A 20,714-nucleotide genomic window follows, 5' to 3' on the forward strand; every position below is an offset into this window, starting at 1 on the left:
CCGATCCGCCGCCGACGTCGTACGTTGGACGTGTGGGCGAGGACGGCGGGATGGTGCAGGTGGAGGTCGTCGGGGTGCGTCAGCACCTGGCTGACGACGAGATCGTCGTGCTGCTGCTCGACCCCGAGTCCGAGCTGCTGGTCCCGATCCTCATCGGCCCGACGGAGGCCAGCGCGATCGCGTCGGCGCAGGCCGGGATCGTGCCGCCCCGCCCCATGACGCACGACCTGCTGCGGGACGTCATCGTCGCGGCAGGCTCGGGCGTCGCGCACGTCGAGATCACCCGGCTCGAGGAGGGCGTCTTCCACGCCGAGCTCGTGCTCACGACCGGACCGCGCGTCGACTCGCGCGCCTCGGACGCGATCGCGCTCGCGCTGCGGTTCGGCTGCCCCGTGCTGTGCGCGGCCGAGGTGGTCGCGGTCGCGGGTGTCGAGGTGCGGACCACGAGCACCGAGCAGGACCTCGAGCGGTTCCGGAGGTTCCTCGACGTGGTGACGCCGGACGACTTCTCGACGGGGGAGGAGCCCGGCGAGAGTGGCCGTTAGGGCGTTCGACGTGCGCGAACGGGTGAACCTTCGACCTCAGGTGGAAGGTGAGACTCGCCGAGCGCGACACGCCAGGGCGGGGCGTCATTGCATCGGGGTGACCGCAGGCCTAGCGTTGCAGGCAGTCGAGGACCAGCGCGCCGTCGGGCGGGCGAAAGTGGAGGACCCGTGAGCAGCAACGACAGCGCCGAGCAGCACCCCGCCGCGGTGCCGCAGCGCGCGCAGGGCCTGCTGTTCGACGACGACCTGCCCGACCTCGACACCTACTCCGGGTACCGCGGGCCGACCGCCTGCCGCGCTGCCGGCATCACCTACCGGCAGCTCGACTACTGGGCACGCACCGGGCTGGTCGAGCCGTCGATCCGCCCCGCGACCGGCTCCGGCACGCAGCGGCTCTACAGCTTCCGCGACATCCTCGTGCTCAAGGTCGTCAAGCGACTGCTCGACACGGGCGTCTCGCTCCAGCAGATCCGCACCGCGGTCGGCCACCTGCGTGAGCGTGGCGTCGACGACCTCGCGCAGATCACCCTGATGTCCGACGGCGCCTCGGTGTACGAGTGCACGTCGGCCGACGAGGTCATCGACCTCGTCCAGGGCGGTCAGGGCGTCTTCGGGATCGCCGTCGGGCGCGTCTGGCGCGAGGTCGAGGGGTCGCTCGCCGAGCTGCCGACCGAGCGCGCGGAGGACGAGGCGGCCGAGGACGCCGCACCGGCGCCTCAGGACGAGCTCGCGCTGCGTCGGCAGGCGCGCTCCGCAGGCTGACGCACGCTCCACGACGCCCTCCACGAAGCGTGGGGGGCGTCGTCGTGCTGGGAGACGGGTGAGGGCCCGGACGTGTCGGGACGGTCAGCGGCGCGGCGCGCGCATCGCGCGGTCGAGCAGCGTCTCGAACGTCGTCGCGAGCTCGGCGGCCGCGGCTCCGGGCCAGGCGTGCACCGGCTGGGCCGCACCCTGGGCCTGCTGGAGCGCCGCACGCTCGGGCACGAACGGCGACAGGACCAGCGGCCCGTACAGCGTGCGCAGCTCCTCCATGCGGAAGGCCTGCTCGACCGAGCGCGCCCGCACGCGGTTCACGACGATGCCGAGCGGCTGCAGCTGAGCGGCCGGGCCGCGGCGCAGCTCGTCGATCGTGCGCATCGCACGCCCCACCGCCATCACGGCGAACAGCCCCGGCTCGGTCACGACGACCGCGCGGTCGCACGCCGTCAGGCCCGTGCGCGTGAGCGCGCCGAGCGACGGCGGGCAGTCGATCAGCACCAGGTCGTAGCCCGAGACCCAGGACAGCGCGAAACGCAGGCGGTCGACGTCGCTCTCGTCGAGGCGGTCGTGCACGGCGGAGCGCTCGGAACCGGCCAGCACGTCGAGGCCGTCGTCGGCCCACGTGCTCAGGACGGTCGCGGCGGCGACGGACTCGGCGCCGGGCTCGCTCAGCACGCCCGCGACGTCGCCCGTCCCGGCCGCACGTGCACCGAGGGCCATGGTCGCGTCGCCCTGCGGGTCGAGGTCGATGACGAGCGTGCGCACGCCGCGCTCGAGCGCCGCCGACGCGAGGCCGAGCGTCACCGACGTCTTGCCCACGCCACCCTTGAGACTGCACACCCCGAGCACCAGCACGGCGCCCACGGTACGGGCACGGCGGGCCTCCGAGGAAACCGGCACCCCTCGCTGACGGCGTGATCGTCGCTGTCGCCCGTCGCCGGCGGCCGCCCGTGCCGACGCCGGACCGCGCGCGCGTCGTCCACGGCGGACGCGGGCGCGCTGACCTGCGGCGACAGCGCAGCGCAGGCAGACTGGGGCCATGACGACCCGACTGACCCGATGGGGACACTCGTGCGTGCGGCTGGAGCGTGACGGGGGGAACCTCGTCATCGACCCCGGCACCTTCTCCGACCTCGACGCGGCGCTCTCGGGCGCACCGGCCGTCCTCGTGACCCACGAGCACGTCGACCACCTCGACGTGCCGCGCGTGGCCGAGGCGGTCGGGCAGGGACTCGAGGTGTGGGGGCCGCAGGCCGCGCTCGACGCGCTCGTCGCCGCGGGCGCCCCGCAGGACAGGCTCCACGCCGTGCGGGACGGCGACACCGTCTCGGTCGGCCCGTTCGAGGTGGTCGTGCTGGGGGAGTGGCACGCCCTCATCCACCCCGACGTGCCGCGCGTCGCGAACGTCGCGTACCTCGTGGACGGGGTGCTGCACCCCGGTGACGCGCTCGTCGACCCCGCGGGTTACGCCGTCGATGTCCTGCTCACGCCGCTCGCCGCGCCGTGGCTCAAGCTTGCGGAGGTCGTCGACTGGGTGCGAGCCGTGCGACCCGCCCGGATCGCGGTCATCCATGACGCGCAGCTCAGCGACGCCGGTCGGGGGCTGTCCCGCACGCTGCTGGGGCGCCTCGGCGGCGCGGGCGACCCCGTCGACCTCGCGGACGGCGAGTCGCTCGACGTCTGACGGCCTTCCAGGACCACCCCCGCCCGCCGTACGGTGGGCGTCCACCTCGACCCGGCCAGCCGGGACCACGAAGGAGGCAGCGTGACGCAGCCCGTGGGGCACGACGTGCCCGAGCTCGAGTTCGACGAGACCGTCCCGCCGCGCCCGGAGGAGGAGATCGCCGACGTCGCGCGGTCCGTCCCGGACCCCGAAGGTCACGGAGGGACGCTCCCGGCGCCCTGACGGGCACCACCGCCCGGCACCGGCGGCCGCGGGCATCTCAGCTCACCCGGAGCGCGTGCTTCCGCCGCCATGGGCCAGCCGATGGGCGACGCGCCCGGCTGAGGGGCGCCCTGACGTGCGTGTGCGTCGGCGTGGGGCATGCTGGTCGCGTGCAGATCCACCGCGCCACCGAAGACGACTGGGCCCTCGTGCGGGACGTGCGTCTGCGGGCGTTGCGGGAGAGCCCCGAGGTGTTCGGCTCGTCCCTGGCGCGCGAGGAGTCGTTCCGCGAGTCGCACTGGCGGATGCGCGTCCGGACCGGCCCGACGTGGATCGCGGTCGACGAGCACCAGGTGGGCCGCGGGCTCGTCTCGATGATCCAGGAACCCGGGTCGCCCGTGGACGACCGGCACGTCGTCGCGCTGTGGGTCGCCCCGGAGGCGCGCCGGCAGGGGATCGGCTGGTCGCTGCTCGACGCGGTCCGTGCCGCTGCCGTGACCGATGGTGCGCGCACGCTCTCGCTGTGGATCCTCGACGGCAACAACGCGGCGGGGGACCTGTACGTGCGCGCCGGCTTCGCGCGGACGGGGGAGCGTCAGCCCCTTCCGCGGGATCCGTCGCTCGTGGAGGAGCGGTGGGTGCGCGAGCTCGACGAGCCGCAGCTGCGCTGACTGGACTCTCGCCGTGCACGGCCGTCCACGACCGGCCTCGGCTGGTCGAGATACCGACCACTGGCGGCGTCGGTGGGAGAGCGACAGCGGCTCAGCCGGGCGCTTTCTGCCATAGTTCCCGCGCGGCATGGGCGCCGGCGCGGCGGGGAGTCGTCGGGGGGGCGACGCAGCGCCGCCGCGCGCGGCGGCGGTCCGGCACGAGGCCCGCAGACGGCTCGCGACTGACCTGACGGCCGTGTGCACGTCAGGTTCCGGACGACGTCGGAACGCGACCCAGCAACTCGGCTGTCGTCTTTCTGCTGCCGCCAGTCGCGCTCGGCGACGCATGCCTGGTGCTGACCGGTGCCCGGTGGCGCCGATGCCGGCACCTGGGGCGTCCTGGCGATCGACGACGTCGACGCGACGCGCGGCGTGGCCACAGCGGCCCTCATGGCGGACGTCTGGTGCCACACGAGACAGACGGTGCGTGCGGACCGCGTCGTGAGGCGATCGCGCAGGCCGCGGGACAGTGACGGACACGCGCGATGTCCTGCCGGATCACCACCGCGCCCCACCGGCCCCGCTCGATGAGTTTTCGACCATAGCCGGAACTTTGGCAGAACTAGGGATGGGGCTCCTCGTCGCACTCAGACGTCATCTCGTCTCCGGAGCGCCCCTGCCGCTCGACGACGTCATGCACCCGACCGCACAGCCGCCCCGGCTCGCTCTCTCGTATCGAGCGCCGACGCGCCGTCTCGGCGTCAGACGAGCCGCCCACGGCCGTCGACTGTTCGCGCGTGTCCCCGGCACCGTTCGGGAGCCGTCCGGGCATCCCGGCCGACCGCTCGTCGGTGTTCGGGGCCCGCCACCCTTCACTCGTCGGCGCCGTCGACACCCCGATCGGAACTTTGGCAGTCGGTGTTCGGGGCCCGCCACCCTTCACTGGTCGGCGCCGTCGACACCCCGATCGGAACTTTGGCAGAACTCCGGCGCGTCCCCCGACGACCGGTGATGTCGGCCCGTACGGTCGGCACATGGCCGTGCCCCTCGCCTCCGTCGTCGAGCCGTTCCTCACCGACCGCGCCACGCTCACGCGGCGTGGTCTCACCGACGGCTCGCGCGCGGGCTACCGCCAGGACGTCGCGACGTGGGCGCGCCAGATCGCGCAGGACGTCGGCCGCCTCACGGGCGACGAGGGCGAGGACCCGCTCGCGCTGCTCACGTCCGACGACCTCACGGAGCTGAACGTCAAGAACGCCTACCGGTCGATCCGTGGGCGCGAGGCCGCGTCGACCGTCCAGCGCCGGGTCGGAACACTCCGTCTGTTCGTCCGGTGGCTCCAGATGGAGGGGCACCTCGCCGTCGACCCGACGCTCCGCATCGAGGCCCCCGAGCGGCCGGTGCGCCTCCCTGCCGGATGGGACGACGCCGAGCTCCTGCGGCTCGCGAAGGTCGCGTGGGACGTCTCCCCCGGCGACAACCGCCGCTGGCCGGCGCGTGACCGTGCGGCGTTCGCGCTGCTGTCGACGACCGGCGTGCGCGCGTCCGAGCTGTGCGGCCTGACGGACCGGTCGCTGCGCGTCGAGGAGGACGGCGAGGCCGTGCTCACCGTCATCGGCAAGGGCAACCGGCAGCGGAACGTCCCGGTCCCCCCGGAGGCGCTGCGCGTCGTCCAGGAGTACGTCGCCGAGCGGGACGACCGGTTCGGCCAGCCCGAGCACGGCGCTCCCCTGCTGCGCCTGTCGTCGGGGCGGCCGCTGCAGCGTGGTGCGCTCAACCACCTCGTCGACGGCTGGATCCGCCGCTCGGGCGTGTCCAAGCAGGAGGGCGAGGCCGCGCACGGCTTCCGGCACACCTTCGCGAAGGGGCTCATCCGCTCGGGCGTGCCGGCTCCCGCCGTGCAGGCGCTCCTGGGCCACGAGGACCTGAAGACGACCGGCATCTACGTGAAGGCCACCGCGGCGGACGTCCGGGACGCGGTGCTCGTCTCGCCGTCGCGACGCGTGCTGCGCGAGGTCGGCGCGACCGACGCGGCGACGGCAGCCGTGCCGTCCTAGTCCCCGCCGGTCCGGTCCCCGCCAGTCCTGATCCGGGTCGGCCGTCCGCGTGCCGTCGTGTGGACCGCTCCGGCGTACGCGACGATGACGACATGACCACCGACGACGTCCGTGCCACCATCGCCGAGGTCGAGCAGCAGGAGCGCGAGCTCGTGCTCTCGTCGTTCACGAACGACGAGTCGTGGCGGCTCGGCTGCCTGCTCGTGGAGCTCGCCGAGGAGCGCGACCTGGCGGTGACGATCGACATCCGGCGCGGCACGCAGCAGCTCTTCCACGCGGCGCGCACGGGCACGACGCCCGACAACGACTCCTGGGTGGAGCGCAAGGTGCGCGTGGTCGAGCGGTTCGGCGCGTCGTCCTACCTCGTGGGGCTGCGCGCGAAGGAGCGCGGCACCACGTTCGCCGAGCAGCACGACCTGCCGCTCCAGCAGTACGCCGCGCACGGCGGTGCGTTCCCGGTGCGGGTGCACGGCGTCGGACCGGTCGGCGTCGTCACGGTGTCCGGGCTCCCGCAGGCGGACGACCACGCGCTCGTGGTGGAGGCGCTGCGCGCGTTCCTCGCCTGACGAGCCGTCCACAGCCCGCGTCCGGGGGGCCGCTCCCCCGGATGGGCTTCGTGCCCCGGGGCGACGTCGCCGCGCGGACGACGCTGAGGGCTATGACCGACGACCCGCACGACCTCGTCTGGGAGTCCGACCGCGAACCCGGCGATCATGAGCCACGCACCGGCCTTCCCGAGCCGGGCGCCCCGACGCACGACCCCGACTCACGCCTGCACGCCGACGACTGGTCCGACGTGCCGTGGCTGCTCGACCCCGCCCTCCCGGGCGACGGCGGGCTCCCTCGCGTGCCCACCCGGCCGCTGCGGGAGCGCGACGACGTCCTGGACCTGCTCCTGCGGCTCGTCGGACCGGAGCGCGCGGGCCCGCCCGCGCTGTGGTTCGTCCTGCTCGACGCCGACGACCGGTGCCTGCCCGTCGTGCTGCCGCTGGCGGAGGTCCCGCTCACCGCGTCGCCCGGTGTCGCCGCGCACGTCATGCACGTGCTCGCGTCGGTGCTCGACCGCGACGCGCCGGGCGGGTCGGTGCTCGTCGGGCTCGTGCGCGCGTCCGGCGGGGACCGCGGCACGTTCGAGACGTCGTGGGCACCCGTCCTGCGCGACGCGGCGGACGAGCACGGCGCCCGCATCCGCGCGGTCGCCGCGATCGGTGCGAGCCGGGCCCGCGTGATCGAGTGGTGAGCGGCGCGAGCCGCGGTCGGCGGGAGCCGCGCCCGTGTGATCGACCTCCGTGATCGACCCGCAGGATCGAGTGGTGAGCGGCGCCGCGCCGCACGGCGGGCGCCGCGGCGACATCAGGCCGGGCCGGGTGCGACCTCGTCGATCGCGGCGAGCTGCTCGAGCTCCGGCTCCCACAGGATGCTCGCGACGTTCGCGCGCAGCTGCTCGGGCGTCCGGGCGCCCGCGATGACGCTCGTGACGGCGGGCTGCGCCGCGAGTCCGCCCAGCGCGAGGGTCGGCAGGTCGATCCCCCAGTCCGCACCGAGACCGGCCAGGGCCTCGATGCGGTCGAAGTCCGCGGCTGCCAGGCGCTGCGGCATGCGCGTGAGGCGGCTGCCCTCCGGCGCCTCGGCACCGCGCCGGTACTTCCCGGTCAGCAGCCCGGACGCGAGCGGGACGTACGGGATCAGACCGACACCCGTCCGCTCGAGCGCCGGGACGAGCTCCGCCTCCGCACCGCGGTCGAGCAGGTTGTAGCGGTTCTGCGCCGACACGAACGGCGACGTGTGCGTCGTGCGCGCGGTCCAGTCCGCGTCGACGACCTGCCAGGCCGCGAAGTTGGACGACCCGACGTAGAGCACCTTGCCCTCGGTCACGAGCTCGTCGAGCGCCGCGAGCGTCTCCGCGATCGGGGTGACCGGGTCGGGAGCGTGCAGCTGGTACAGGTCGATGCGGTCGGTGCCGAGCCGCTGCAGCGACCCCTCGACGGCACGGCGCACGTACCGGCGCGAACCGCGCGCACCCCAGTCGGTGCCGTGGAGACCGCCCACGTCCATGCCGAACTTCGTCGCGACCACGACGTCGTCGCGTCGGCCGCGCAGCGCCGCGCCGAGGAGCTCCTCGCTCTGCCCCGGGCTGCCGCCGTAGACGTCCGCGGTGTCGAAGAAGGTGATCCCGGCGTCCAGAGCGGCGTCGACGAGCGGCCCCACCCCTTCCGGCGGTAGCGTCGCCCCGAACGTGTTGCAGCCGAGTCCGGCGACGGACACGGTCAGCCCGCTGGCCCCGAGCCGGCGGAAGGACATGGGCGGCGGGGTGTTCGTCGTCACCCGCAGCACTCTACGTCCCGGTCAGGCAGCGGCCACTCATCAGAAGAACCAGGTCGCTCGGGTGCGCACCCTCTCCCCTGTCGGCGGCGGCCGTTCACCAGACCTTCACGGCTGGCTGGAACACGGAGAGGTCCCCCGCCGTTGACAACGGTGGAAGTTCTCACTCGACGGCCGGAACCCGGCACGGAGGTCCCCTGATGGCAAACCGGTCCCTGCGCGGCATGCGCATCGGGTCCCACAGCATGGAGACGGACGAGGGCGTCGACTTCGCCCCCCGGCTCCAGGCGCACTACGACTGCCCCAACGGGCACACCATCATCCTGCCGTTCTCGGTCGAGGCCGACGTCCCGGTGGTGTGGGAGTGCCGGTGCGGCGCCGAGGCCCTGCTGCGGGACGCGTCCAAGCCCGAGGCGAAGGCGGGCAAGCCCGCCCGGACGCACTGGGACATGCTGCTCGAGCGCCGCACGATCGGCGAGCTCGAGGAGCTGCTCGACGAGCGCCTGGGTCTCCTGCGCGCCGGGAAGCTGCGCCGCAGCGCCTGACGCCCCGCGCCGAGGCACGCCCCCGCCTCAGCGCACCCGCGCGCTCCGCGTCCTGCCGAACGCTCCCGCCAGCCGGCGGGAGCGTTCGCGCATCCCCCACCGGGTGACGTTGAGCAGCGCCTCCAGGACGATCGCGCGGCTCATCTTCGAACGGCCGACCTCACGCTCCACGAACGTGATCGGCACCTCGACGACCCGAGCGCCCGCGCGCACCGCGCGCCACGCCATGTCGACCTGGAAGCAGTACCCCTGCGACGCGACCTCCCCGAGGGGCAAGGACCGCAGCAGGTCGGCGCGGTAGGCCCGGAAGCCGCCGGTCGCGTCGCGCAGCGGGATACCCAGCACGAGCCGCGTGTAGGTGTTCCCGCCCAGCGAGAGCACCTTGCGGTGCGCCGGCCAGTTCACGACGCTCCCGCCGGGCACCCACCGGCTGCCGAGCACGAGGTCGGCGTCGGCCGTCGCCTCCAGCAGCCGCGGCAGGTCCTGCGCGCGGTGCGAGCCGTCCGCGTCCATCTCCACGACGAGGTCGTAGTCGCGTGCGAGCGCCCACCCGAACCCGGCGACGTACGCGGTGCCGAGGCCGAGCTTGCCGGAGCGGTGCAGGACCGCGAGCGAACGGGTCGCGTCGGGTGAGGTGGCCTCGTCGGCGGCGATCTTCTCCGCGAGCTCCCCGGTGCCGTCCGGCGAGCCGTCGTCGACCACCAGCACGTCGGCCGTCGGGGCGTGCTCCCGCAGCCGCTCGAGGACCACGGGGATGTTCTCGCGCTCGTCGTACGTCGGGATCACGACGAGCACACGTGCCGCGCTGGGGTTCATGCCGCGCTCTCTTCTCGGTCCGGACGGGGCACGCGGCGGGCACCGAAGGCTCCGGCGACCACCATGCACACCGCGAGGGCGTCGACGACGAGGCCGGGCCAGGGGCCGAGCGCCGTCGCCGGTGTCCAGGTGGTGCGCAGGGGCAGGTCCGCGACGATCTGCTCGGCGGTGAACAGACCGGTCTGCTGGCTCACGGACCCGTCCGGACCGATCACCGCGCTCACGCCGACGGTCGAGATCTGCACCGTCGCGCGGCCGTGCTCGACGGCCCGCAGCCGCGACATCGCGAGCTGCTGGGTCGACTCGTCGCTCCGGCCGAAGGACGCGTTGTTCGTCTGGACGACGAGCACCTCTCCCCCGGCGCGCACCGCGTCCCGGACCAGCGCATCGTAGGCGACCTCGAAGCAGATGACGTCACCGATGCCCACGGTGCGGGCCAGACGCTCCGACTCGAGGGGCACGTAGCCCGGACGGTCGCCCGGCAGCATGTCGCGCGTGACGGTGTCGACGGCGGACGAGAAGTTGCGGACGAACGACCGCATCGGGATGTACTCGGCGAACGGCGCGGGGTGCTGCTTGGTGTACGTCGCGGTGACGCCCTCGCCGGGCACCCACAGGACCGCGGTGTTGTAGCGGCCGCCCTCAGGCGGGTACTCGACGGTGCCGACGAGCATCGGAGCGTCGACGGCGCTCGCGGCGGAGTCGATGAGGTCGGCGGCGCGCGCGTCGACCTGCGGGTCGATGTCGGTGCCGTTCTCGGGCCACAGCACGAGGTCGAGCTCGCCCGGCTGCACCTGGTCGAGCAGCGCGAGGGTCCCGGTGACGTGGTTGCCGAGGACCGCGGACCGCTGCCCGAACGCGTCGAGGCCGGTCCCGGGCACGTTGCCCTGCACGGCGCCGACGCGCAGCTGGCCCGCCTGGGCTGCCGTCGCGAGCGGTACGAGCAGCCCACCGACCGCGACGGCGGCGGCGAGGACGACGGCGCCGAGCGCGCGCAGCACGCGTCCGCGGACGACGGCGACCGCGCCCCGGGCGAGCAGCACGCCGACCGCCGCGACGAGCGCGGAGACCAGGGGTGTCCCGCCCCACGACGCGAACGCGACGAGCGGGGAGTCGGCCTGCGAGAAGGCGAGCCGGCCCCACGGGAAGCCGCCGAACGGCCACGTCGAGCGGAGGTCCTCGGCCGCGACCCACAGCACGGTGAACACCACGACCTGCAGGCCGCCGTTGCGCCAGACGGCCTCGCCTCGTCGTGCCCACGCCCACGCGGCACCGAAGAGCGCGACGTAGGACGCCTCGAGCACGGTGAGCGCGAGCCACGGCACGAGCCCGACCGCGTCGTTCGCCCACGTGATGAGCGGGCCGAAGAACGCGAGGCCCCAGACGAAGCCGACGAGGGCGTTCCAGCGTGCGGAGTCCCGCCGCATCGCGAGGTACAGCAGGGCCATCCCGAGGAACGCCGCGGGCCACCAGCCGGGGGCGGGGAACGCCGCGCGTGTGACCAGGCCGCTGATCAGGGCGAGGCCGACCGCCCACCAGCGGGAGGGTTCACGGACGAGCACCGCGCAAGAGTACGACAGCAGCATGTGCGGGCCGTCGGGACCGGCGTCCTGGAAGCGTTCCCGACCGACCGGCCCGCGTGTCCTTCGTACCGGTCGGCGCGCACGGCGCGACCGTTGTCTGTTGAACACGCGGGCCCGGTCGGAACCCTGGGATCCGACCACCGGCCTCGTCGGGGCCTGCCGCCGGCCGACTGCCGCGTCGGCCTCGAGGGCGGTGGCACCCGACCGGTCCCCCCGGTCGTGGATACCTTCAGGAACCTACCGAGATCAGGCGACGTGTCAAGGCGCCGTCGCCGCAGGTGGTGGGCCTCTACGCAGGTCACCTCGACGGCGTGGGCCGACGACACACCCGTCGGGGCGGCGTGTCGTGGGGCGTGTCGCGGAAATCGGACAGGCGTCCAGCACGGCGCGCCGCGCAACGCTGCCGAAGATTCACCCGCTCGCGTCGAGCAGCGTGTGGGTCAGCCGAGCGCGTCGTACAGGACGACGCCGTCGCGCACCGTCCGCAGGCAGCGCGGCGACTCCTCGTCGGGGCCGAGGAACGGCAGGAGCGGGGTGCCCGACCGGGCGTCCGTGCTCCACGACGCGAGCCGGCCGTCGGGCGCCTGCACGACGAGGTGCTCGGCCCGCCACACGGCGAGATGCGCGGGTGCGCCGACCCGCAGCTCACCCGCACCCGTGTGGTCGAGGCCGGCGAGCCGCCAGCCGCCACGCGTCGAGGCCCGGAACGCAGCACGTGCGGAGATCCGCTGCTCGGGCGCGGTGTGCAGGACGGCCGCCCGGACGCCCGCCCACGGGTCGACCGGCGTGACGGGCGCGTCGGAGCCGAACGCGAGCGGGATGCCCGCGCCCGCGAGGTCGGCGAGCGGGTTCAGCGCGGCCGCACGACCGGCGCCGAGCCGCGTCGCGTACATGCCCTTCTCCCCGCCCCACGCGGCGTCGAACGCGGGCTGCACGCTGAGCCGCACGCCGAGGAGGATGAGCGACGCGAGGGTCGGGGCGTCGACCATCTCGGCGTGCTCGAGGCGGTGCCCGGCACGGCCGATCGCCTCGACCCCCTCGACGTCGGCGGCGGCGCGCAGGCCGAGCGCGACCTCGTCCATGGCACGGTCGCCGATGACGTGGAAACCGCCCTGCACGCCGGCACGCGTCACGGCCGTGACATGGTTCGCGATCTGCTCGGCCGACAGGTACAGCGCGCCGGAGCCGTCGGCGTCCGCGTACGGGGCTCGCAGCGCAGCGGTGTGCGACCCGAGGGACCCGTCGACGTTGAGGTCGCCCCCGATGCCCGTCAGGCCCGGGATCGCGGCCAGGATCTCGCGCGCGTCGTCGACGGTCACGCACAGCTCGCCGCGGTACCCGACGACCAGCGGCAGCGCGCTCGCGGCGTCGGCCGTGGAGGTGAGGAGCTCGACGAGGCCCTCGCGCGTGTCGATGAACGGCGCGCTGAGCTCGTGCACCGACACGACGCCCTGGGACGCCGCGTGCGCGAGCGCGCGGCCGTACACGGCGGTGCGCCGCTCGGGCGTCAGGCGTCGGGCGGCCTCGCGCGCGGCGTGGTGCGCCTCGCGCTCGACGCGACCGTCGTCGGACCAGCCGGGCAGCCGGTCGAGGCCCTCCGCCTGTGCGAGGGCGGTCGACACGACGGCGGAGTGCACGTCGACGCGCGCGAGGTACACGGGCGCACCCCCGGCGGCCGCGTCGAGCTCGGCACGTGTCGGCGGGCGACCCTCGGGCCACTCGGTCTCGTCCCAGCCGAACCCGAGGAGCGGCACGTCCGCGTCGGTCGCGGAGCGCTCGCGGGCGGCGCGGGCGACGGCGTCGAGCGCGTCCCCGAGGGACCGGACCCCGGCGTCGGCGGACAGCGGCACGCTCTCGAGGGCGAGGCCGGTCTCGAGGACGTGGACGTGCGCGTCGACGAACCCCGGTGCGACGAGCGCCCCGTCCAGGTCGACGACCTCGTCGGCACGGGCGGCCAGCCCGTCGGCGGTGTCGTCGTCACCCAGCCAGGCCACGACGCCGTCGTCGACGAGCAGCGCCTGCGCGAACGGGTCGGCCGGGGAGTGGATGACGCCGTTGCGGTAGAGGGTCGAGCTCACATCGGCTCACGATAGGGCAGGTCAGGGCGTCGCACCCGGGCGAAATCCGGACGGATCGGCACGGGTGGGACCGTCGGCCCCGTCACAGGCCCCGCGTCAGACCGAGGAGTACGCGACGACACCTCGCCGGACGGCGTCGACGGCCCGCCGGGCGGTGGTGCGGGTGCGCTCGTGCGGGGCGGCCTGGGCGACCTGGTCGAGCACGTCGATGACCTGCTTGCACCAGCGCACGAAGTCGCCCGCGGACAGGTCGCCCCCGCGCAGGACGGCGTCGAGGCTGCGCCCGGCGGCCCAGCGGTGCACGGCCTCCACGAGCCCCAGGTCGAGCGGCACGGTCGTCTCGAGCCGGTGCTCCGACTCGAGGTCCTCGAGCTCCGACCAGGCGCGCAGCGTGCCGTCGAGCGCGACACCCAGCCGGCTCGCCGGGCCGCCGGGGACGTGCGGCTCGCCCTGGTCCTCACGACGCGAGCGGAACACGAGCGTGGAGACGGCGGCGGCGAGCCCGGGCGGGTCGAGCTCGTCGAAGGTGCCGCGACGCAGGCACTCCGCGAGCAGCAGGTCGTTCTCGGCGTAGAGGCGCCGCAGCCAGCGTCCGTCGTCGGTGACCTGCAGGGTGCCGTCGGTGCGGTCGAGGTAGCCGAGCCGGACCAGGACGTCGCAGATGCGGTCGAACACCGCGGCGATCGAGCCCGTGCGGCCCTCGATGCGGCGGACGAGGGCGTCGTGCTCGCCGCGCAGGCGGTCCCACCGCTCGGCCCAGCGGGCGTGCTCCTCACGGTCCGGGCACGCGTGGCACGGGTGGGCGCGAAGCCGTCGGCGCAGCTCGGCGATCTGCGCGTCGTCCTGCGCGGCGGTGTGCCGGGGCGGGCGGCCGCGGCGCGCCCCGGGTCGCCGGTCGCCGCGCGGGTCGCCGTCGCCCACGGCGCCGGACGAGACGGAGGCCCGCAGCGCGGCGGCGAGCTCGCGTCGGGCAGCGGGGACGCGCGCGCTGAACCCCTTCGGCACGCGCAGCCGCCCGACGGTCCGTGCGCCCGTCCCGACGTCCGCGACGGTGAGCCGCCGCACCTGCCGGTCGGTCGTGAGCACCATGGGCCGGGGGCCGTCGAAACCGCCCGCGCCGCCGGGGTCGATGACGACGGCGTGGCCGGAGCGTCGCCCGACGGGGATCTCGAGCACGTCGCCGACGTGCAGGCCCTCGAGCGAGCGGGCGACGTCGGCACGGCGAGCGGCGGCCGCGGCGCGGGACTGGTCGCGCTCGAGCCGGCTGATGTCGCGGCGGATGCGCGCGTACTCGGCGAAGTCGCCGAGGTGGCACCGCATCGCCTCGGCGTACCCGTCGAGCGCCTCGGCGTGCGACTGCGCCTGCCGGGCGAGCCCGACGACGCCGCGGTCCGCCTGGAACTGCGCGAACGACGTCTCGAGGACCTCGCGCGCGCGGTCGCGACCGACCTGCGCGACGAGGTTCACCGCCATGTTGTACGTGGGCCGGAAGCTCGAGCGCAGCGGGTACAGCCGCTTCGACGCGAGGCCCGCGAGCTGCACCGGGTCGAGGCCCGCGTGCGCGACGACGACGGCGTGCCCCTCGGTGTCGATGCCGCGGCGCCCCGCACGCCCGGTGAGCTGCGTGTACTCCCCCGGGGTCACGTCGACGTGGCTCGACCCGTCCCACTTGACGAGCTTCTCCAGGACGACGGACCGGGCGGGCATGTTGATGCCCAGCGCGAGCGTCTCCGTCGCGAACACGACCTTGACGAGCCCGCGGGAGAAGAGGTCCTCGACGGTCTCCTTGAACAGCGGCAGCATGCCCGCGTGGTGCGCCGCGACGCCGCGCGTGAGCGCGTCGAGGAGGTCCCAGTACCCGAGCACGTCGAGGTCCTCCGGCGGGACGGCGGCGCACCGCTCCTCGACGATGCGCCGGATCGTCGCCTGCTCGCCCGGGTCGGTGAGGCGCACGCCGGCGGCCAGGCACTGCTGCACGGCCCCCTCGCAGCCCGCGCGGGAGAAGATGAACACGATCGCGGGCAGGAGCTCGTCCTTGTCGAGCGCGTCCACGACCGCGAACCGCGGGGTCGGGCGCCCGAAGACCGACCCTCCCCCGGGCCGGTGACCGCCGCGCCCGCGGAAGCCACGGTCCCCCGGTCCGCGTCGCCCCGGCCCTTCCGAGCGCTCGCCGCGGCGCAGCAGCTGCACCAGGTCCGGGTTGATGGGCGGGTCGACGCCCGGGTCCGTGGGGTCGACGTGCCCCGCGTACAGGTCGAGCAGGTCGCCGCGGACGAGGACGTGCTGGCCGAGCGGCACCGGCCGGTGCTCGCTGACGACGACCTCGGTGTCGCCGCGGACCGTCGCGAGCCAGTCGCCGAACTCCTCGGCGTTCGAGACGGTCGCCGACAGCGACACGAGCTGCACGTCGTCGGGCAGGTGGATGATCACCTCTTCCCAGACGGGCCCGCGGAACCGGTCGGCGAGGTAGTGCACCTCGTCCATCACGACGAACCCGAGCCCGGCGAGGGTCTGCGAGCCCGCGTACAGCATGTTGCGCAGCACCTCGGTCGTCATGACGACGACGGGCGCCTCCCCGTTGATGGTCGTGTCGCCCGTCAGCAGCCCGACCCGCTCAGGGCCGTAGCGGCGCACCAGATCGCCGTACTTCTGGTTCGACAGCGCCTTGATCGGCGTCGTGTAGAACGCCTTGCGGCCCGCCGCGAGGGCCAGGTGCACCGCGAACTCCCCCACGACCGTCTTCCCCGCGCCCGTGGGCGCCGCGACGAGGACGCCGCTGCCGCGCTCGAGGGCCGCGCACGCCTCGACCTGGAAGTCGTCGAGAGGGAAGCTCAGCAGCTCGCGGAACTGCGCCAGCTCGCCGCGCTCGGTCTCCGCGCGGCGGCGCGCGGCCGCGTACCGCTCAGCGGGCGACGGCTCGGCCGGCACCGTCGACGAGCCGGGACCGGAGGACGGACGACGCCTGCGTGACACCACAGGCACACCCTAGGCACGCGAGGGCACGTCGCACGCTGCGAACCCCGGGCGCGCCGGGCGCGCTCGCGGACGGGTCAGGCGAGGACCGGTCAGGCGAGGACGGGTCAGGCGAGGACGGGTCAGGCGAGGACGGACAGGGCGCCGGGGTCGACCTGCACGCGCAACGGGAGCGGCCCGACCCGCTCACCGTCCGCGAACGCCGCCGGAGGCGCCGCCCCCGTGTCGAGGAGCGGCTCGATGAGCACCGACCGGCTGCGCACGACGGTCACCGCCGGGTGGTGCACGTGCCGGCCCTGGTAGATGCCGGGGAAGATCCGCGTCACCGCCGAGCGCGACAGCGGTCCCGCGACGACGACGTCGAGCAGGCCGTCGTCGACGGACGCGTCGGGCGCGATCCGCAGGCCCCCGCCGAACGACGGGACGTTCGCGACGGCGACGAGCGTGCCGGCCGACTCCCACGTCCGGTCGTCGAGCGTCACGCGGTACCCGTAGGGCCGGAACGACGCGAGCTCGGCAGCCAGGGCGCGCACGTAGCGGGCCGAGCCGGCCGGCCACGTCATGGTGTTCGCGCGCGCGTTGACGGCCGCGTCGATGCCGCACGACAGCACGCCGAGGAACCACTCGTGCGCGGAGTGCTCGGGCGTGCCGACGCGCACCGCGTCGATCCGGCGAGGTCCCGCGTCGAGCGCGCGCTCGACGACGTCGACGGCCGCCTCGACGTCGCCGCGCGGCAGCCCGAGCGCCCGGGCGATGTCGTTGCCCGTGCCGGCCGGGACGATCCCGAGCGGCAGCGCGGTGCCCGCGACGACGTTCGCCCCGAGGTGCACCATGCCGTCACCGCCGACCACGACGAGCGCGTCGAGGCCGTGGACCGCGGCCGCACGCGCCCGGTCGGTGGCCTGCGCGAGCGTCGGCGCGGACAGGTCCTCGACCTTCATGCCGCGCGCCACGAGCAGCTCGTGCACGCGTCGGCCGGCCTGCGCCCCGCGTCCCTTGCCCGCCGTCGGGTTCACGACGACGCCGACGTGCCTCACGTGGCGGCAGGCTCGGCGTCGTCGGGGAACGTGCCGTCGAGACGCGGCAGTCCCGCAGCGACCCGCCGACGGTCGACCCGACGGTCGTGCACCGTGCAGATCACCAGGGCACCCGCGTAGAGCAGGCAGATGGGGATCGCGACCGCGATCATCGTGATCGCATCCGGCGTGGGCGTCATGATCGCGCTGAACGTGAACGCGATCATCACGGCCCACCGCCAGCCCTTGCGCCACGTCGCCGCCGTGCCGAGACCCGCGAAGTTCAGCGCGACCATCACCACGGGCAGCAGGAACGCCAGACCGAAGACGAGCATCACCCGCATGACGAACCCGAGGTACGTCTGCGCGTCGACGAGGTTCGTCGCACCGGACGGCGTGAACTCGATGAGGAGCTGCACGGCGTGCGGCAGCACGTACCAGGCCAGCAGGGCACCGCCCAGGAACAGCGGAACGGCCGCACCGAGGAACCCGAAGGCGTACCCGCGCTCGCGGCGGGTCAGCCCGGGCGTGATGAACGCCCAGAGCTGGTACAGCCACCACGGGCTCGACAGGATCACGCCGAGGAAGATCGTGATCTTGACCCGCATGTCGAAGGGCGCGGCGACGCCCGCGAAGTTCAGGGAGACGAGCCCGTCACGCGTCGATCCGGCGGCCTCCAGCGGCTGCTGGATGGCCTCGAAGACGGGGTCGTAGAAGATCCAGGCGAGCACGGCGCCGAGGACGACGCCGATGGACGCGAGGACGAGGCGCTTCCTCAGCTCGAGGAGGTGGGCCCGCAGCGGCATCCTGCCGCCGGGGTCGCGCCCGCGGCGGGAGCTGCTCACGCGGTCAGACCTTCGGAGGCGTGGTGCCCTCGGTCGGCTCGTCAGGACGCGTGTCGTCGTCCCGCAGGTCCTTGACCTCGGTCTTGAAGATCTTCATCGACTGGCCGACGCTCTTGGCGAGCCCCGGGAGGCGGTTCGCCCCGAACAGCAGCAGGACGACCAGCACCAGCACGATGATGTGCCAGGCGCTCAGGTTTCGGATCACGGGGCTACCTCCGTCGCGGTGCGAGTCCCGCGCATCCTAACCCCGCCGGACCTGTCCGGATGCTCCCTCAGCTCCAGTACGCACGCCACGACTCGCGCGTGCGCCAGTGCCGCTGCTCGCGCGCCGCGCGACGTGCGGTGCGCTCCTCGCGGAGGGCCGCCCGGCGCTCGACCAGCGGACCGCGCGGCGACAACACCGTCGGCCCCGTGTCGACCCGGTTCTGCTCCGCCAGCGCCTGCAGCTCCGCCAGCCGGTCGGCGAGCTGCCCCCACGTCTCCCCGGCCTTCGCGAGCTCCCGGCCGAGCGCGAGACCCGACCGCCACAGGCGCCGACCCAGGAAGAACGCACCGACGAGCGTGCCCACGACCAGCACCGTCCACACGCTGAACCACAGCACGACGTCAGCCCTCCTCGTCCGCGAGCTGCCCGTACGCGGCCAGCGCGGCACGCGCCGCAGCGGCGACCTCCGTCGCCACCCGCGCGGGCCGCACGTCGAGCACCTCGTCCGCGACCTGCAGCACCAGGTGCCGCAGCCAGGCCGGGCGCAGGACGCGCAGGTCGACCTCGAACGACCCGTCCTCCAGGTTCCGCACCGCCTCCACGGGTGTGCTCTCCGCGACCCAGCGCGCCGAGCTGCGCAGGTGCAACGTCACGAGCTCGCCGTCCGGCCCGGGCTGGAACTCCCCCGCGTCCGGCGCGACCGTGTGGTCCGCCACCGGATCGTCGAGCACCTCGGCCGCCAGGATGCGGTCCACCCGGAACAGACGCTCCCCGTCGACGAGCCGGCACCACGCCAGCAGGTACGAGCGCTCGTCGTCCGTGACCAGCCGCAGCGGGTCCACGTCGCGCTCCGTCGTCACGTCCGACGCGTCCACGTAGCGCAGGTGCAGCCGGCGCCCGTTGCGCAGCGCCGTCGCCACCGCCGTCGCGACGTCCGGCGCCGCGTCGAGCCCCAGCCGCACGTCGAGCGCCGCAGCCGCGTCACCCGCCGCCGTCGTCAGCTTGTCCAGCGCCGACGACAGCACCGCGGCCTGCTCCCGGTCGAGCGCCGGCCGCAGCGACGAGTCCAGCGCCCGCAGCGCCGCGAGCAGCGCCACCGCCTCACGCGCACCCAGCCGCAGCGGACGCGTCATCCCGCGCGACTCCGTGAGCCGCACCACACCCTGCTCGTACGACGCCGCGTCGAAGTCGATCAGGTCGTGCGGGAAGTACCCCGGCGTCCCCGTGACCCACAACGTGTCGATGTCCGACAGCACCTGGTCCGCCGTCACCCCGAACTGCTCCGCGATCTCCTCCACCGGGACGCCGGCGTGCCGGTCCAGGTACGTGATCATCCCGAGCATGCGCAGCAGGCGGTCGCTCGCGCGCTCAGCCATCCGTCCCACCCCCGACCGTCGCGCGGTCCAGCGTCGACGCCGTCCGCAGCAGGTGCAGCACCGCGTGCCGCACGCTCGGCGGGTCCAGCACCACCACCGCGTCGCCGTACCCCACGAGCTCCTCCGCCAGCTCCCAGTCCAGCCGGAACGGCACGTGCACCACGTCGCGCTGCGCCAGCGCCGCAGCCGCCCGCGGATCCGACCACACGTCCGGCGCGTCCGCCGGCGCCGGCACCGCACGCGCCCGCGCCGCACCCGCACGCTCCGGCAGCACCGCGAGCGTCGCGACCCGCTCCGGACGCTCCTCCCACGGGTGCAGCGCCGCCGCCAGCTCCTCCGCAGGCGGCGGCTCGAACGCACCCGGCGCGCCCACCAGCCGCACCGTCCCCTCGACCCGGCTCAGCCGGTACGAGCGGGCCGCGTCGCGCTCGCGGTCACGGCCCACCAGCAGCCAGCCACCCCGGCGCGCGAGCAGCTTCCACGGCTCGACCGTCCGCTCCCGCACCTCGCCCGTGTTCGCCGCGCGGTACACGAACCGCACGACCTGCCGCGCCTGCACCGCGTCGAGGAGCGGACCGATCGCCCCGCCGCCCGACCGCACGCGCGGCGCGAGCCCCGCCACCAGATCCGTCGACTGCGGCGCCGCACCGACCGCACGCAGCTTCGTCAGCGCCCGCGACGTGTCGGCACGCAGGGACTGGTCCTGCCACAGCTGCGCCGCCATCGCGAGGACACCCAGCTCCCCCGCCGTCAGGTCCAGCGGGGCCAGGGCGTACTGCTCGGCGTCGATCCGGTACCCGATGTCGTCACCGTGACCCGCGTCCGTCACCGTGAGCACCGGGATCCCGAGCTCGCGCAACGTGTCCTTGTCACGCTCGAACATCCGCTCGAACGCGTCGTCCGACGGCGCGTCCTGGTACCCGGCGACGCTGGCGCGCACCTGCTCCTTGGTCATGCGGCCGGACGTGTTCACGAGGGCGATGACGAGGTTGAGCAGGCGCTCTGCGGGCGGGATCGCGGGGGGCATCGGGGACCACGGTAGCCGCCCCGGTACGGTGG

At 74.5% G+C, this 20,714-nt stretch carries 21 protein-coding genes; 9 read left to right on the forward strand and 12 right to left on the reverse strand.

Annotation, left to right across the window (positions count from 1 at the left end; translation table 11 throughout):
• Positions 1-50 precede the first annotated feature (50 nt).
• Positions 51-545: a bifunctional nuclease family protein gene (locus tag KOV94_RS16045; RefSeq protein WP_124343434.1), complete on the forward strand. Its 495-nt coding sequence runs from the start codon at positions 51-53 to the stop codon at positions 543-545.
• A gap of 168 nt (positions 546-713) precedes the next feature.
• Positions 714-1,307 carry a MerR family transcriptional regulator gene (locus KOV94_RS16050; protein ID WP_218052597.1) on the forward strand — a complete coding sequence of 198 codons (594 nt, stop codon included), beginning with the start codon at positions 714-716 and terminating at the stop codon, positions 1,305-1,307.
• Positions 1,308-1,391: 84 nt separating this feature from the next.
• Here the strand turns inward: KOV94_RS16050 and KOV94_RS16055 are convergent, their stop codons facing one another.
• On the reverse strand, positions 1,392-2,159 hold the full coding sequence (locus tag KOV94_RS16055) for a ParA family protein (protein ID WP_124343436.1): 768 nt from the start codon (positions 2,157-2,159) through the stop codon (positions 1,392-1,394).
• Positions 2,160-2,343: 184 nt separating this feature from the next.
• Between KOV94_RS16055 and KOV94_RS16060 the strand changes: the two genes are divergently transcribed.
• The 6 genes from KOV94_RS16060 (at position 2,344) to KOV94_RS16085 (ending at position 7,136) form a co-directional block, all read left to right on the forward strand.
• Complete coding sequence (locus KOV94_RS16060; protein WP_218052598.1) at positions 2,344-2,988, forward strand: MBL fold metallo-hydrolase; 645 nt, start codon at positions 2,344-2,346, stop codon at positions 2,986-2,988.
• Between the two features lie 81 nt (positions 2,989-3,069).
• The gene (locus tag KOV94_RS16065) at positions 3,070-3,210 is read left to right on the forward strand and encodes a hypothetical protein (RefSeq protein WP_168678017.1); all 141 of its coding nucleotides are present in this window, start codon (positions 3,070-3,072) and stop codon (positions 3,208-3,210) included.
• A gap of 149 nt (positions 3,211-3,359) precedes the next feature.
• Positions 3,360-3,860, forward strand: coding sequence for a GNAT family N-acetyltransferase (locus KOV94_RS16070; protein WP_124343438.1), 501 nt, complete (start codon positions 3,360-3,362; stop codon positions 3,858-3,860).
• 1,013 nt (positions 3,861-4,873) lie between these two features.
• Complete coding sequence (locus tag KOV94_RS16075; RefSeq protein ID WP_124341443.1) at positions 4,874-5,896, forward strand: tyrosine-type recombinase/integrase; 1,023 nt, start codon at positions 4,874-4,876, stop codon at positions 5,894-5,896.
• A gap of 92 nt (positions 5,897-5,988) precedes the next feature.
• Positions 5,989-6,462, forward strand: a complete 474-nt coding sequence (locus KOV94_RS16080) for a heme-degrading domain-containing protein (RefSeq protein WP_218052599.1) — start codon at positions 5,989-5,991, stop codon at positions 6,460-6,462.
• Positions 6,463-6,554: 92 nt separating this feature from the next.
• On the forward strand, positions 6,555-7,136 hold the full coding sequence (locus tag KOV94_RS16085; protein ID WP_218052600.1) for a hypothetical protein: 582 nt from the start codon (positions 6,555-6,557) through the stop codon (positions 7,134-7,136).
• A 113-nt stretch (positions 7,137-7,249) separates the two neighbouring features.
• Here the strand turns inward: KOV94_RS16085 and KOV94_RS16090 are convergent, their stop codons facing one another.
• Complete coding sequence (locus tag KOV94_RS16090) at positions 7,250-8,197, reverse strand: aldo/keto reductase (RefSeq protein WP_124341449.1); 948 nt, start codon at positions 8,195-8,197, stop codon at positions 7,250-7,252.
• A gap of 221 nt (positions 8,198-8,418) precedes the next feature.
• Between KOV94_RS16090 and KOV94_RS16095 the strand changes: the two genes are divergently transcribed.
• Positions 8,419-8,763 carry an RNA polymerase-binding protein RbpA gene (locus KOV94_RS16095; RefSeq protein ID WP_013771102.1) on the forward strand — a complete coding sequence of 115 codons (345 nt, stop codon included), beginning with the start codon at positions 8,419-8,421 and terminating at the stop codon, positions 8,761-8,763.
• Between the two features lie 27 nt (positions 8,764-8,790).
• Here the strand turns inward: KOV94_RS16095 and KOV94_RS16100 are convergent, their stop codons facing one another.
• The 10 genes from KOV94_RS16100 to KOV94_RS16145 all read right to left on the reverse strand — a co-directional run bounded on the left by KOV94_RS16100 (position 8,791) and on the right by KOV94_RS16145 (position 20,682).
• Positions 8,791-9,579 carry a polyprenol monophosphomannose synthase gene (locus KOV94_RS16100; protein ID WP_218052601.1) on the reverse strand — a complete coding sequence of 263 codons (789 nt, stop codon included), beginning with the start codon at positions 9,577-9,579 and terminating at the stop codon, positions 8,791-8,793.
• Positions 9,576-11,141, reverse strand: a complete 1,566-nt coding sequence (gene lnt / locus KOV94_RS16105) for an apolipoprotein N-acyltransferase (RefSeq protein WP_308160605.1) — start codon at positions 11,139-11,141, stop codon at positions 9,576-9,578. The genes KOV94_RS16100 and lnt overlap by 4 nt, the downstream gene beginning before the upstream one ends.
• A gap of 461 nt (positions 11,142-11,602) precedes the next feature.
• Positions 11,603-13,240 carry an amidohydrolase gene (locus tag KOV94_RS16110; RefSeq protein WP_124341448.1) on the reverse strand — a complete coding sequence of 546 codons (1,638 nt, stop codon included), beginning with the start codon at positions 13,238-13,240 and terminating at the stop codon, positions 11,603-11,605.
• Between the two features lie 96 nt (positions 13,241-13,336).
• On the reverse strand, positions 13,337-16,213 hold the full coding sequence (locus KOV94_RS16115; RefSeq protein ID WP_308160608.1) for a DEAD/DEAH box helicase: 2,877 nt from the start codon (positions 16,211-16,213) through the stop codon (positions 13,337-13,339).
• A 122-nt stretch (positions 16,214-16,335) separates the two neighbouring features.
• Positions 16,336-17,250 carry a diacylglycerol/lipid kinase family protein gene (locus KOV94_RS16120; RefSeq protein ID WP_124342822.1) on the reverse strand — a complete coding sequence of 305 codons (915 nt, stop codon included), beginning with the start codon at positions 17,248-17,250 and terminating at the stop codon, positions 16,336-16,338.
• Positions 17,247-18,035: a twin-arginine translocase subunit TatC gene (gene tatC, locus KOV94_RS16125; protein WP_124342823.1), complete on the reverse strand. Its 789-nt coding sequence runs from the start codon at positions 18,033-18,035 to the stop codon at positions 17,247-17,249. Before tatC ends, KOV94_RS16120 begins: the two co-directional genes overlap by 4 nt.
• A 43-nt stretch (positions 18,036-18,078) precedes the next feature.
• Complete coding sequence (tatA, locus tag KOV94_RS16130) at positions 18,079-18,279, reverse strand: Sec-independent protein translocase subunit TatA (protein ID WP_124342821.1); 201 nt, start codon at positions 18,277-18,279, stop codon at positions 18,079-18,081.
• Between the two features lie 67 nt (positions 18,280-18,346).
• The gene (locus KOV94_RS16135; protein ID WP_124342820.1) at positions 18,347-18,676 is read right to left on the reverse strand and encodes a hypothetical protein; all 330 of its coding nucleotides are present in this window, start codon (positions 18,674-18,676) and stop codon (positions 18,347-18,349) included.
• Positions 18,677-18,680: 4 nt separating this feature from the next.
• Complete coding sequence (locus tag KOV94_RS16140; RefSeq protein WP_124342819.1) at positions 18,681-19,655, reverse strand: helix-turn-helix transcriptional regulator; 975 nt, start codon at positions 19,653-19,655, stop codon at positions 18,681-18,683.
• Positions 19,648-20,682: a helix-turn-helix transcriptional regulator gene (locus tag KOV94_RS16145; protein ID WP_218052603.1), complete on the reverse strand. Its 1,035-nt coding sequence runs from the start codon at positions 20,680-20,682 to the stop codon at positions 19,648-19,650. Before KOV94_RS16145 ends, KOV94_RS16140 begins: the two co-directional genes overlap by 8 nt.
• Positions 20,683-20,714: the final 32 nt, after the last annotated feature.

Source organism: Cellulomonas algicola (genome assembly GCF_019024305.1).
GTDB classification, from domain to species: Bacteria; Actinomycetota; Actinomycetes; order Actinomycetales; family Cellulomonadaceae; genus Cellulomonas; species Cellulomonas algicola.